The sequence below is a fragment of the Pseudoalteromonas sp. GW168-MNA-CIBAN-0100 genome (assembly GCF_040309225.1).
Classification (GTDB): domain Bacteria; phylum Pseudomonadota; class Gammaproteobacteria; order Enterobacterales; family Alteromonadaceae; genus Pseudoalteromonas; species Pseudoalteromonas arctica.
The window spans coordinates 38,467-52,378 of the sequence record NZ_JBEOOL010000010.1 but is presented as its reverse complement, the minus strand read 5'-3'; the positions used below and the strand labels follow the sequence as shown (position 1 = coordinate 52,378).

At 39.0% G+C, this 13,912-nt stretch carries 12 protein-coding genes; 10 read left to right on the top strand and 2 right to left on the bottom strand.

Translation table 11 applies throughout. The features are described from left to right. Positions 1 to 19: 19 nt before the first annotated feature. Positions 20 to 949, bottom strand: coding sequence for an LpxL/LpxP family Kdo(2)-lipid IV(A) lauroyl/palmitoleoyl acyltransferase (gene lpxL, locus AAEY62_RS08100; protein ID WP_024590685.1), 930 nt, complete (start codon positions 947 to 949; stop codon positions 20 to 22). Positions 950 to 1,058: 109 nt separating this feature from the next. After that, positions 1,059 to 2,414 (bottom strand): outer membrane channel protein TolC, encoded by a 1,356-nt coding sequence (gene tolC / locus AAEY62_RS08095; protein WP_024590686.1) that lies wholly within the window; start codon positions 2,412 to 2,414, stop codon positions 1,059 to 1,061. A 151-nt stretch (positions 2,415 to 2,565) separates the two neighbouring features. Between tolC and AAEY62_RS08090 the strand changes: the two genes are divergently transcribed. From AAEY62_RS08090 to AAEY62_RS08045, 10 genes are all read left to right on the top strand, one after another. Next, the gene (locus AAEY62_RS08090) at positions 2,566 to 3,192 is read left to right on the top strand and encodes an NUDIX hydrolase (RefSeq protein WP_010553288.1); all 627 of its coding nucleotides are present in this window, start codon (positions 2,566 to 2,568) and stop codon (positions 3,190 to 3,192) included. 26 nt (positions 3,193 to 3,218) lie between these two features. Next, the gene (locus AAEY62_RS08085) at positions 3,219 to 3,677 is read left to right on the top strand and encodes a DUF1249 domain-containing protein (RefSeq protein WP_024590688.1); all 459 of its coding nucleotides are present in this window, start codon (positions 3,219 to 3,221) and stop codon (positions 3,675 to 3,677) included. Then, the gene (locus AAEY62_RS08080) at positions 3,664 to 4,449 is read left to right on the top strand and encodes a metallophosphoesterase (RefSeq protein WP_024590689.1); all 786 of its coding nucleotides are present in this window, start codon (positions 3,664 to 3,666) and stop codon (positions 4,447 to 4,449) included. Before AAEY62_RS08085 ends, AAEY62_RS08080 begins: the two co-directional genes overlap by 14 nt. Further along, positions 4,434 to 4,994, top strand: a complete 561-nt coding sequence (locus tag AAEY62_RS08075) for a YqiA/YcfP family alpha/beta fold hydrolase (RefSeq protein WP_007585377.1) — start codon at positions 4,434 to 4,436, stop codon at positions 4,992 to 4,994. The genes AAEY62_RS08080 and AAEY62_RS08075 overlap by 16 nt, the downstream gene beginning before the upstream one ends. A 108-nt stretch (positions 4,995 to 5,102) precedes the next feature. Next, positions 5,103 to 6,992: a DNA topoisomerase IV subunit B gene (gene parE, locus AAEY62_RS08070; RefSeq protein WP_024590690.1), complete on the top strand. Its 1,890-nt coding sequence runs from the start codon at positions 5,103 to 5,105 to the stop codon at positions 6,990 to 6,992. A gap of 29 nt (positions 6,993 to 7,021) precedes the next feature. Continuing rightward, entirely contained in the window at positions 7,022 to 8,116 is a 1,095-nt protein-coding gene (locus tag AAEY62_RS08065) for a PQQ-dependent sugar dehydrogenase (protein WP_350634780.1), read from the top strand. A 10-nt stretch (positions 8,117 to 8,126) separates the two neighbouring features. Further along, positions 8,127 to 10,421: a DNA topoisomerase IV subunit A gene (gene parC, locus AAEY62_RS08060; RefSeq protein ID WP_350634779.1), complete on the top strand. Its 2,295-nt coding sequence runs from the start codon at positions 8,127 to 8,129 to the stop codon at positions 10,419 to 10,421. Between the two features lie 162 nt (positions 10,422 to 10,583). Continuing rightward, positions 10,584 to 11,297 (top strand): 1-acylglycerol-3-phosphate O-acyltransferase, encoded by a 714-nt coding sequence (locus tag AAEY62_RS08055; RefSeq protein ID WP_024590693.1) that lies wholly within the window; start codon positions 10,584 to 10,586, stop codon positions 11,295 to 11,297. Then, on the top strand, positions 11,297 to 11,632 hold the full coding sequence (gene rraB / locus AAEY62_RS08050; protein ID WP_007585369.1) for a ribonuclease E inhibitor RraB: 336 nt from the start codon (positions 11,297 to 11,299) through the stop codon (positions 11,630 to 11,632). Before AAEY62_RS08055 ends, rraB begins: the two co-directional genes overlap by 1 nt. An 898-nt stretch (positions 11,633 to 12,530) precedes the next feature. Further along, positions 12,531 to 13,718, top strand: coding sequence for a polysaccharide lyase family 7 protein (locus AAEY62_RS08045; protein ID WP_024590694.1), 1,188 nt, complete (start codon positions 12,531 to 12,533; stop codon positions 13,716 to 13,718). The last annotated feature ends 194 nt before the right edge of the window (positions 13,719 to 13,912 follow it).

Here is a 13,912-nt window from a genome sequence, read left to right as displayed (position 1 = left end):
TCCTATTATTGTTATACCATTACTTTTTATAAAAAGAAGGGGTATTTTTATCAGGTCGAGTTTTAAAACGACGGTGTAGCCACATATATTGTTCGGGTGCAGCATTAACAGATTGTTCCATGCGTTGATTTACACGTGTTACATCAGCCTTATTATCACCACTGGGGAAGTTTTCAAGCTCTGGCAGTATTTCTAAGTGATATTTACCATTTTCATCACGGCGAGTTATTAAACTCATTGTTTCGCAGTTTTTACTGCCTGCAAACATAAGAGTACCCGTTGTAGTTGCAGCGTCAGGTACTGCGTAAAATGGGACAAATTCACAGCGGTTACGACCGTAATCTTGATCGGGTAAGTAATAACATACCTTTTTATTTTTTAATGCTTTTAGTAAACCTTTTACATCTTTTCGACCGATTAAATATTCGTTAGAGCGAAGGCGCCCATTAGTCGTAAAGTATTCCATTAATGGATTGTTATGAGGGCGATAAAAGCCAACACCTTGACACTCTAAGCCCATAATACGGCTAGCCATTTCAAGATGCAGAATATGGGGGACAAGTAATAAAACACCTTTACCAGACGCTTGCACGCGTTCAAAGTGCTCAAGCCCTTTAAAAGACCCTAATGCTTTTTGTGCTCGCCACTGCGGCCACCACCAGGCCATGCCAGTCTCAACCATTGCAATACCGGTGTTTTCCATATTTTTGAGCACAAGGTCTTTTTGATCTGCTGCGCTCATATCAGGAAAACATAATTTAATGTTAACTTCTGCAATATGGCGACGGCGTTTCATAAATTTATGAACTAAGCGACCAAGCTGTTTACCCATTGCCAATTGTAGTTTTTGCGGTAACCAAGAAATTAAATATAAAAATAGAACGCCAATCCACGTTAACCAGTATCGAGGGCCCAAAAAAGATGCTTTAAAAGGAGATGAGGTGACCACAAAAATATCTCTGAGAATAAAAACGATAGTTTAACGCTAAGCGCTGTAAAATACAAAAAGCCAGCATTTAGCTGGCTTCCAATGTTTTTAACTACATGAATTATGCGATTTAAGCGGCTTTTAAACCTTGGTTTATAGCCACTAAATCTGCACTTGTTAGTGTACCCGCAGCTTGTTTTAAGCGAAGGGTAGATAACACATAACGGTAACGTACATCAGCAAGGTTACGCTTTGCATCGTATAAGTTTTGCGTACTTACTAGTACGTCAACAATGGTACGAGTACCTACTTCAAAACCAGCTTCAGTTGCTTTAAGGGCACTTTGAGCTGAAACAACGGCTTGCTCTAGCGCTTTGTAAGTAGCAATGTCTGAAACAACTTGGTTATAAGATGTAATCACTGTGCGAGTTACTGCGCGGTAATTTGTTTCATAGTCTTGGCTCGCACCTACGTAAAACGCACGGGCCTGATTTGTTGCAGCAACTGTTGCACCACCTGAATATAAAGGTACGCTAAAGTTAAGCCCTACAGAGCTTGAGTCTGAACGTGGCTGATCATCAAAGTTAGCGCCATTTATTTGATTGTCTGTAAGAGAATCGCCATAACTAGCACTAAGGGTTAGCTTTGGATAATGACCCGCTTTTGCTAATTCAATTTGATCTTTTGCAATATCAACCGTTACTTTAGACACTTGTAGGTTTATATTTTTATCTTCAGCTACTTTAACAAAGTCGCTTGAGCGCTTAGTTGGTTTAGTTGTTGAGAAAGTATCTGTATTTAAAAAGTCTAATTTTTCGTGATATTTACCTGTAATCTCACGAAGTTGCTCACGTGCTGTTTCTACAGCATTACCTGCAATAATTTCTTGAGCTACAGAGTTATCAAACTGAGCTTGCGCTTCGTGTACGTCTGTAATTGCTGTTAAGCCTACCGCATAACGTTGTTTTGTTTGCTCAAGTTGACGTTCAATTGCACGTTTTTCAGCTTCAACAAATTCAAGGTTATCGCTTGCACTTAATACGTTAAAATAACCTTCAGCAACGCGTACAATTAAGTTTTGTTTAGCTGCATCGTATAGGCCGCTTGCTTGAAGCGCTTGCTTGTCGGCAATATCTAACGTATTCCAGGCACCTAAATCAAATAATGTTTGGCTTAAGCTTACACCGCGAGAGAATTGGTCTGTATCACTTTCAACTTTTACTTGGTTAGATAAGTCGCCAACGCTTTGGTACGACGTTGCATCGCTTTTTGTATAACCCATAGTTAAACCAATTTGAGGTAATAGTGCACTCATCGCCAAATCGCTTTGGTAAGACTGCGCATCGGCTTGGGCTTTTGCTTTTAAAACAGTAGGATCGTTAGCTGTCGCTATTTCAAAAACTTGTAGTAAATCTTCAGCTTTCACTGCTGTTGCACCTAATGCGCATGATAAACTAACTAGCGCCGCAAGAATGTTCTTTTTCATGTGGGGTTCGGTCCTTAGACAATTTTTGTACTAAAAGCATGTTAACCTGTTTTACTGCATAACAAAAAAAATAATTAGTAAAACAGTATGTTCAAGTGTAACAGAATATATTAACGCATTTTAAAGCTTTAGATAAGTAGGAGGTATGTACGTGGTTGATAAAAAGCTCGTTCAATTTACACATAAAGATGTGAATTTAAAGCCAATAAAAAACCTTTATAAAGGTTTTTTTCAGGTTGATTTATACCAGTTTGAACATGCTCTTTTTGCGGGTGGAAAATCTAAAGTAATTAGTCGAGAAATATTAGAACGTGGCGATGCAATTGCAGTACTCCCTTACGATCCAATATCAGATACTGTTCTTTTAATTGAGCAAATACGTATTGGCGCTATTAAAAGCAAGCATTCGCCTTGGCTGCTAGAGTGTATAGCCGGAATGACAGACGGCAGTACGGATTACGAATCAGTTGTAAAAAAAGAAGCGTATGAAGAAGCTGGGCTTGAATTAACTGAACTTGAATTTATGCTTTCATACCTATCAAGCCCTGGTGGTACAACTGAGCGCTTGCATTTGTATTTAGCGCGTACTGACTTAAGCCAAGTGAAATCAGGTGTATATGGTCTTGAAACTGAAGGGGAGGATATAAAAACTCACATTCTATCAGTTGATGATGCGCTAATGCGCCTCAATAACGGTGAAATGGATAATGCGGCAACGGTTATTTGTATGCAGTGGCTTGCGCTTAATCGTGAAAAAATGGCAAGCAAATGGGCATAAACTCTTACTAATATTATGGTGGTACTTTGACAGCACAATTAGCAACAAAGCGATATATTCAGAGCCTCCCAAAGTATTTAACACTTTGTGAGCATAACTATGTGCGACTATTAAAGTTGTTACCGAGCGAGCGCAATATAGGAAGCATTCGTGAAGTTAAATTTGGCAACAGTGAGTTTGCTACAAAAATTGATGGCAGCGCAAAATACACCATGGATATTTCAATTAAGCAGCTAACAGGAATGGTTAAAGGGATTACGCCACTGTATTTAACGGTACGCATGTATCACGATGCCAAAGTGGCTGAAATTGTTCATCACGATTACCATCAACGCATAAAACCATCTTATGGATACCCTAACCCTAAAATGCATCAAAAAGATGAAAAGTATCAACTGAATGCTTTTTTATACGATTGGTTAGTGGCCTGTGTAGAGCACGGACAAGCGACGTTAAATTGGGATGTAAATAATGGCTTGGTTTGATGATACATATACATTTGATAAATCATCTTTAAAAATTGCTCATATTACTGACAGCCATTTATTTGCAGACAAAAGCGGTGAGTACTTTACTGTAAATACCGCAGATCATTTTGAACAAGCCTTGGCACACATAGCTAAGCAATCAATAGACTGCATTATTTTTGGTGGCGATTTAACACAAGATCATAGTTTTGAATCGTACTTATTATTTAGTGAACTTATAAATGCCAGTGACATTACTTGCCCTGTATTTTGGGTGCCAGGTAATCATGATGAACTAGCAATGCTTAATCGCATAAGTGGTGGGCAAATAAATTCGGCTAAACATATTATTGCTAATGGGATTGAGCTACTTCTTATTAATTCTAAAGGGCCCACGCCCGCAGGATGGGTTACTGGCACGCATTTAGATGAAGTAACGGACGCTTTAGTCAACTCGAATAATAGTAAAGTTATATTTTGTCATCATAATCCGCTGCCAATAAACGGCTACCTTGATAAACACTTATTAGAAAATGGCCCACAGCTTTTAAATATCTTAGTTAATAGTAATAATGTATCTGCGCTTTTTCATGGGCATGTGCACAATGATTACGAACAAAGTTTTAGAGGGCTGCCCATATATGCGACCCCAGCCAGCTCAATACAGTTTGTAAAGCACACTTCACAGTGGGAGCAAAAAAATGCGGGACCAGCTTACAGAACGCTAAATATAAAGAGTAAAAAAGATAAAGTAGAAGTAAAAACGGAAGTAGTATGGCTAAACGCGTAATTTATATTCATGGCTTTAATAGTTCACAAAAATCATATAAAGCTGTGCGCTTTGGTGAGCTTATGGCAAACTATGACGTTGATTATTGTGTACCGAACTTAAACCACGAGCCCCTACAAGCTATAATTGAGCTTGAACAATTACTAACGCCAAATACCGTTTTATTAGGTAGCTCGTTAGGTGGTTTTTTTGCCACGTATTTATCGCAGCGTTATCAAATTCCTGCAGTGGTTATTAATCCCGCGGTCGCACCCTATAATTTATTACAGTCGTTACTTGGACCTAATTATAATCCGTATCAAGATTATCATTACGATTTAAATAACAGTCATATTGAGGCACTTAAATTACTCGCTGTAGATAAATTAGCATACCCTGAGTTACTGTACTTATTACAGCAAACAGGCGATGAAGTGTTGAACTTTCAACACGCAGTAAAATATTATTCGCAATGCAAGCAATTGATAGAATTTGGTGGCGATCATAGCTACGTTGAATTTGAACGCACCTTTGCAAGTATTGTAGATTTTCTTAAAATCACGTAAAACTAGTTAGCCTGAACTGAGGTTAGTTACTATATTAACGCTTTAGCGCATATAACAATAAAACTAGTAAAACGTATTAGAGCCTTAGCGGATATAAAGACAAAAACTATGAGTGATCAAAATTATAACGCCGAAGCCATTGAAGTACTTAATGGATTAGATCCGGTAAAACGACGCCCAGGGATGTACACAGATACAACACGTCCCAATCATTTAGGCCAAGAGGTTATCGATAACAGTGTCGATGAAGCTATGGCGGGTCATGCTACTCGTATCGACGTAATACTCCACGAAGACAATTCGCTTGAAGTAAGTGATGACGGGCGTGGTATGCCTATTGATATTCACCCAGAAGAAGGTATCCCTGGGGTTGAATTGATCTTCACTAAATTACACGCCGGTGGTAAGTTTTCTAATAAAAACTATCAATTTTCGGGTGGTTTACACGGCGTAGGTATTTCGGTAGTAAATGCGTTATCTACGCGTGTAGAAGTAACAGTAAGACGCGACGCTCAACAATACAGAATGGCATTTGAAAGCGGCGATAAAGTAGAAGACTTAAACGTAATTGGTACAGTGGGTAAGCGTAACACCGGTACTACGGTTCGTTTTTGGGCTGATGTTAGCTACTTTGATTCACCAAATTATTCAATTACTAAACTTAATCATTTATTAAAAGCCAAAGCCGTTTTGTGTCCCGGGCTGCGAATTAAGTTTGTTAATAAGCAAACAAAAGAAACCCAAGAATGGTTTTACGAAACAGGCTTAAAAGATTATTTAGTTGAAGCAATTAAAGGTTTTGAAACATTACCGCAAGACCCGTTTGTTGGCGAATTTAAAAGTTCAATTGAAGGCGCTGACTGGGCTGTTGTATGGCTACCAGAAGGTGGTGAATCAATAGCCGAAAGCTACGTAAACCTTATTCCTACCGCGCAAGGTGGTACGCATGTAAATGGTTTACGCCAAGGCTTGCTTGAAGCAATGCGTGAATTTTGTGAGTTTAGAAACTTACTACCGCGTGGTGTGAAATTAACTCCTGATGACATTTGGGATCGTTGTAGTTACGTGTTGTCGGTTAAAATGCAAGATCCACAATTTGCAGGGCAAACAAAAGAAAAACTATCATCACGCTCGTGTTCTGCGTTTGTATCGGGGGTTGTAAAAGACTCGTTTAGTTTATGGTTAAATGAACATACAGATACCGCAGAGTTATTAGCTGAGTTATGTATTTCAAATGCACAAACTCGCTTGCGTGCAGCTAAAAAAGTAGTGCGTAAACGTGTTACTGCAGGTCCTGCTTTACCGGGTAAACTTACCGATTGTAGCGCGGCCGATAACGACCGTACCGAATTGTTTTTAGTGGAAGGTGATTCTGCTGGTGGCTCTGCTAAACAAGCAAGAGACCGTGAATTTCAGGCTATCATGCCGCTACGTGGTAAAATTTTGAATACCTGGGAAGTTGAGTCAGGCCAAATACTAGCATCACAAGAAGTACACGATATTTCAGTGGCGCTGGGTATTGATCCAGAATCAACCGATATGTCGGCATTACGCTACAATAAAATTTGTATATTGGCCGATGCTGACTCGGATGGACTACACATCGCAACACTATTATGTGCACTGTTTGTTCGCCATTTCCCAGAGTTAGTAAAAACAGGGCATGTGTATGTAGCAATGCCGCCATTATTTAGAATCGATATTGGTAAAGAAGTTTATTACGCACTTGATGAGCAAGAAAAAACCGCTATTTTGGCGCGCATAGAAGCCGAGAAAAAACGCGGAAAAGTAAACGTACAACGATTCAAAGGTCTGGGTGAAATGAACCCGTTACAACTGCGTGAAACCACGATGGATCCAAATACACGACGTTTAGTGCAGCTTACGCTTGATGAAGAAGTAGAAACCATGGAAATGATGGATATGCTGCTTGCTAAGAAACGATCGCCTGATCGTCGTCAATGGTTAGAAGATCATGGTAACAAGGCACTCGTTTAATTACCTGTGCTTAACACTAGGAGAGGCGAATGAAAAAACTACTAGGAAGTTTGCTGTTACTTGGGCTGACTACCGCTCCTGTAATGGCGAAAAATATACTCGATAAGCTCACCGTAGCACCGGGATTTGAAATAAGCTTATTTGCAAATGATGTAGAAAATGCACGTCAAATAGCTGTTTCCAAAAAAGGTATTGTGTATGTTGGCTCTCGTAAAGCGGGCAACGTATATGCGCTTATTGATCATAATAGCGATGGCGTAGCAGATAAAAAAATTGTTGTGGCTAAAGGCCTAAACATGCCCTCTGGCATAGCAATTAAAGATGGCGATTTATACGTAGGCGAAGTACATCGTATTATTCGCTTTAAAAATATTGATACCCAATTAAAAGATCCAAAATTTGATGTGGTTTATAACGCATTACCGAGCGAGCGTCATCATGGTTGGAAATTTTTACGTTTTGCACCAACGGGCGAGCTAATCATTCCGGTGGTTGTACCGTGTAATATTTGTGCTGAAGATGAACGTTTTGGTCGTATTTTTGCGCTTAATGTAGAAACAAAACAAATAAAAACAATAGCCAAGGGCGTTAGAAACACCGTCGGTTTTGATTTTCATCCAGCTACTCAAGCTTTATGGTTTAGTGATAACGGTCGCGACATGATGGGCGATGATATTCCGCCTGATGAGTTAAACCGTGCAACGCAAGAGGGTGAGCATTTTGGTTTTCCGTATGTTCATGCCGGTGCAATTATTGACCCTGAGTTTGGTGAAGGTAAAAATATTGCCGATTACACGTCGCCAGCTCTTGCACTTCCAGCGCATGTAGCGCCATTAGGTATTCATTTTTATAACGGTAAGCAATTTCCAGCAAGCTATAAGCAACAATTATTTGTTGCTGAACATGGCTCATGGAACCGTTCTAAAAAGTCAGGTTATAAAGTAGGGCTAGCAACAATTGAAGTAGGTCGCGTAACTAAATATACGCCATTTATTACTGGCTTTATGAAAGACGAAACAACATTTGGACGCCCTGTTGCATTTGCAGAATTAGGTGACGGCAGTCTGTTAGTAAGCGATGATTACGCCAATGTAATCTACCGTGTAAGCTATAAGAAAAACTAGGTAAGCTTTAATGAGTGATACAGATACCTTGCTAATGCAAGGAATTGAGCAACAAACAATGGGGCGTTTTACCGAAGACGCCTATTTAAATTATTCCATGTACGTGATCATGGACCGCGCCTTACCGCATGTAGGTGATGGTTTAAAACCAGTACAGCGTCGTATTATTTATGCGATGAGCGAACTGGGTTTGTCGGCTAACGCTAAGTACAAAAAATCAGCCCGTACAGTGGGTGACGTGCTTGGTAAGTACCATCCACACGGCGACAGTGCATGTTACGAAGCGATGGTATTAATGGCGCAGCCGTTTTCTTACCGCTACCCTTTGGTGGATGGACAAGGAAACTGGGGCGCGGCAGATGACCCTAAATCGTTTGCAGCAATGCGTTATACCGAAGCGCGTTTATCTAAGTTTTCAGAAGTACTGCTTAAAGAGCTTGGCCAAGGCACCGTCGATTGGACACCAAACTTTGATGGCACAATGGACGAACCTGTTGTACTGCCTTCTCGTTTACCGCATATTTTACTAAATGGTATAACGGGTATTGCCGTAGGTATGGCAACCGATATTCCGCCACATAACGTACGTGAAGTGGCTAGTGCATGTTGTTTATTACTTGATAAACCAAAAACAGAGCTTGAAGAATTACTTGAGCTTGTACATGCACCAGATTACCCAACAGATGCTGAAATAATTACCCCAAAAGCCGATATTCACAAAATATATAAAACCGGTCGTGGGTCTATCAAAATGCGTGCGGTTTATACCGAAGAGCATGGTGATATTGTTATTACAGCGCTGCCGCATCAATGTTCTGGTGGTAAAGTACTTGAGCAAATTGCAGCGCAAATGAACGCTAAAAAATTACCAATGATTGCCGATTTACGTGACGAGTCAGATCACGAAAATCCAACACGCATTGTAATTATTCCGCGCTCAAACCGCATTAAAGCTGAGCCATTAATGGCGCACTTATTTGCAACCACCGATCTTGAAAAAAATTACCGAGTAAACTTAAACATGCTAGGCCTAGATGGCCGCCCGCAAGTTAAAGACTTACGCTGTATTTTAAGTGAGTGGCTAATATTTAGACGCGAAACAGTGCGTCGTCGTTTGCAGTATCGTTTAGATAAAGTATTAGCACGTCTACATATTTTAGAGGGTTTGCTAGCCGCCTTTTTAAATATTGATGAAGTAATTGAAATCATTCGCAGCGAAGATAAACCAAAGCCTGTATTAATGGAGCGCTTTGATTTAACTGATATGCAAGCAGAAGCAATTTTAGAATTAAAACTTCGTCATTTAGCAAAACTTGAAGAGTTTAAAATTCGTGGTGAGCAAGACGAACTGGCTAAAGAGCGTGATAAATTAGCGCAAATTTTGGGCTCAGAACGTCGTATGTCGACACTGCTTAAAAAAGAAATTCAAGAAGCCGCTGAAATGTATGGTGACGATCGTCGCTCGCCAGTGATTGAGCGCTCAGAAGCGAAAGCACTTAACGAAAAAGATTTAATTCCATCAGAGTCAGTTACTGTTGTGCTATCAGACAAAGGCTGGGCACGCGTTGGTAAAGGTCATGACTTAGATGTACAAGGCTTAAATTATCGCTCAGGGGACGGCTTTAGAGCCTCTGCTCGTGGTAAGAGTAATCAACCTGCGGTGTTTTTAGATTCAGCGGGGCGGGCGTTTGCAACCGATGCGCACAGTCTACCTTCGGCGCGTAGCCAAGGCGAACCAATGACAGGTCGCTTTAACTTAACACCAGGTGCTAATTTTGAGCACGTGGTAATGAGTGAAGACGAGCAAGTATTGCTTATGGCGTCAGATGCAGGTTACGGCTTTATTACCGACTTTAAAGACTTAGTTAGTAAAAATAAAAACGGTAAAGCGCTGGTAAGTGTCCCTAAAGGTGGAATATTACTTTCTCCTATTAGAGTGAACGATGTTGCTAGCGATTACTGTATGGCTATTTCTAACGAAGGTCGAATGCTTTTATTCCCGCTGCGAGACTTACCAAAATTAGGTAAGGGTAAAGGTAATAAAATCATTTCTATACCAGGTGCTAAAGTACAAGCCCGTGAAGAGTTTGTAAAAGTGCTTGCTGTTGTACCACTAGGAAGCAGTGTTACGCTTCATGCTGGTAAGCGTAAACTAACACTTAAACCAAGTGATTTAGAGCATTATCATGGTGAGCGAGGACGTAGGGGTAATAAACTACCGCGTGGCTTACAGCGTGTTGACGAAGCCGTTGTTGAGCTAACCCCTCAAGATGATGAACCAATAGACGTTATTAGCGAAGAGTAGCCAATTACTTTTTTGTATAAATAAAAACGGTCTGCATTTGCAGGCCGTTTTTGTTTTAAAATAAAGAGCTTAAATATTTCAGCGTACACTTGTGCGCTATTGACTCGTTTGTGTCACAAAATAACGCTATAATAATTATAATTCATTTTTGGAGAAGCCCATTTGCTAGCTGTTATACGCGTTTTTATTATGCTGCTGTTTATATTATTCAGTTGTATTTTTGGTTTATTACTTTCGATTGTAAGACCATTTCACCCTAATAATGTACATATTATAGCGGGTTGGTTTGGCTCAATGGCTAAAATGGTTGGCGTTAAGCTAGTTTTAACACGTCATAAAGATGCCGTTGATCCAGGTCCTGCAGTTTATGTTGCTAATCATCAAAATAGCTACGACTTATTTACAGTGCCAGCAATGGTGCCAAAAAACTGCGTAAGTTTGGGTAAAAAGAGCTTAAAGTGGATCCCATTTTTCGGTCAGCTTTATTGGTTGTCGGGTAATATATTAATAGACAGATCGAATCGCTCCAAAGCGGCAGGAACTATCTCAAAAGCAGCCGAAAAAATTAAAAATAATGGCTTATCTGTATGGATGTTTCCAGAAGGTACACGAAGCTACGGAAGAGGGTTGCTACCATTCAAAACCGGTGCATTTCACACCGCAATGAGCGCAGATGTACCCATAATTCCGGTATGTATGAATACAACACATAAAACCATTAAGCTAAATCGTTGGGATAATGGTACAATTCACATCGAAATGTTAGCGCCTATACCGCTTGATAAAGAAATTAGCGCGCGTGAGCATGCTAAAAGCGTGCATAGCATTATGGCTGCTAAAATAACTGAATTAGATGCTCAAGTGAGAGAAAAATAATGGAAAACTGGCGTGAAATAAGTGAAGACATCGTAAGTTCACTACTTGAAGATGGGTCAGACCCTGAAATACTTTATGAAGTAGAGCACCACTTTGTGTGTGAAGACTTTCCTAAGTTAGAGCAAGCTGCACTTGCTGCTTTTAAATTGGGTTACGATGTTGAAGAACCAGCAGAGCTTGAGCTTGAAGACGGTAACAAAATTTGGAGCTTTGACATTGTAGTTGAAGCTGAGCTAGACGTAGACGTTATTATGGAAGACGTTGATAAGCTAGCGCAACTAGCCGTTGAGTGCGAAGTTGAGTACGATGGTTGGGGTACTTACTTTCAAGAGTAATGTAATTAACGAGTGTTTAGATTAACTAGTTTAAAAGCGAGTGCTGTAGAAGCACTCGCTTTTTTATGCCTATAACTAGGGCATGTTTATTTTCGAGGTTATACCAATCCGTAATAATACTTAATCATTTTACGGGGCTAAACGTGTCGCTACCTGCGTTAAAAAATTCTCATTTAGAACAACTAAATAGCGATTTTTTTACCTAGCTATCAACACGTTTTTCCAGCCTTAAAATAGATCACTTAATTAAACGAATTGGTATTAAATAAATATACTGCTACAAATTCAACCACCAAAGGTCAACATGGACTAGCTAGAGACTAATAAATCTAAATATTTAGGGCTTTAATATGCTAGTAAATGTGTTGATTAAAGCTCCATTTAATTAATTATTCGTACTAAATCTATTTTCAAATCAAGCTGTGTTAGTGCCTTATTGGTATGACCAGTTTTTCTCAGTTACAATTTAATCAAAATTTAATTCGGTTTATTCATAAAGCATTAAGCTATAAATAAAAATTGGTAATAGACCATTTTATTTTAATTACTACTATTTTCTGAAATTTACAAATAACAACATTCGTTTTTTTAAATTGGTTTGTTTTTAACTTGTTGTTATTAATTGATTAATGTTTATTTTATTATTATTTTTAGAACGTTTAGCTGATTTCATGGTAACAATTCACTTGTTGACATATTGGATACAAAAAATATAGCCTTGCCTTACCGGTCTGGCAATGTTTTGGTAATACCAATTTGAGTTATTTTAATTTATTTTTGATATTACCAATTTTTTGAATTGAAAGTCTGTTTACATGATGCAAGCTCAAGCTAAGTTTGGTATTTAGTACTAAGTTAGCTGTTAGGTTATTTATACAGATTTAAAGGAATAAAAATGATGGTTAAATATAAAAAGTTACTTATTTGTTCTGCAATTGCTGCGAGTACTTCTTTTGCGCATGCTGCCACGATTGATAATTCTGGTTTTGAAGATGGTTGGAGTAACTGGAATGAAACAGAGCCCGCAGCACTATCTTCAGATTCGTATAAAGGCTCTAAATCATTAAAAATTCAAGGTAGCCCAGGGCGTGTTTACCAGAATGTAGATGTAGATCGAAATACTCAGTACACGTTAAGTGCGTACGTACTTGGCAAGGGACAAATCGGCATTAACGATCTTAATGGTTTGTTTAAAAGTGAGAAATTTAACGTTTCTTCGTGGACAAAAGTATCTAAAACTTTCACCACAGCTAGTACTAATTCATTGCAGGTATTTGCTAAGCATGACAAAAGCTCAAATGATGTTCGCTTTGACAACTTTTCATTAACTAAGGGAACTTCTTCTGGCGGTGGAGACACGGGTGGTGGTGATACTGGCGGTGGCGACACTGGTAGTGGCTCAGGTATAGCAAGCAACATCACCAACGGTAGTATTTTTGACCTTGAAGGTAACGATCCTCATCCATTAGTAAATAGCGACACTTTAGAGTTTGTTCCTCTAGAAGCGCGTCATATCACTCCAAACGGGAATGGCTGGCGTCATGAATATAAAGTAAAAGAAAGTGCACGTGTTGCAATGACTGAAACCTATGAGGTTTTTGAGGCAACTGTAAAAGTTGAAATGTCAGATGGTGGTAAAACGATTATTTCTCAGCACCACGCTAGCGATACGGGTACGATTTCAAAAGTATATGTTTCAGATACTGATGAATCAGGTTTTGATGATAGCGTAGCAGGTAACGGGATTTTTGACGTTTATGTTCGCCTGCGTAACACCAGTGGTAAAGAAGAAAAACATGCACTAGGTACTATCAGAAGTGGTGGTTCATTCAATCTAAAAGTAGTTAATAATTACGGTGATGTAGATGTGACTGCACTAGGTACTACCTTTGGTATTCCGGTAGAAGATGATTCAGAATCTTACTTCAAGTTTGGTAATTATTTACAATCACAAGACCCATATACACTAGATGAGTGTGGCGAGTCAGGAAACTCAGATTCATTTAAAGAGTGCTTTAAAGATTTAGGAATTACAAAAGCTAAAGTAACAATGACTGACGTTAGTTATACGCGTAAAACTAACTAATTATTTAGTTATTCAGTAGTTTAGAAAGCTACTTAGTTTAAAGCTGAGTGGCTTTTTTAACTGTAAAAACTTAATTTATACCAATTCGCTTAATTAAGTGATCTATTTTTAGGTAAGAAAATAGTGTCGATAACAAAGCAAAAATTTCGTTATTTAGTTATTATCACTAATTGCTCCTGCATTGCTCTACCTCC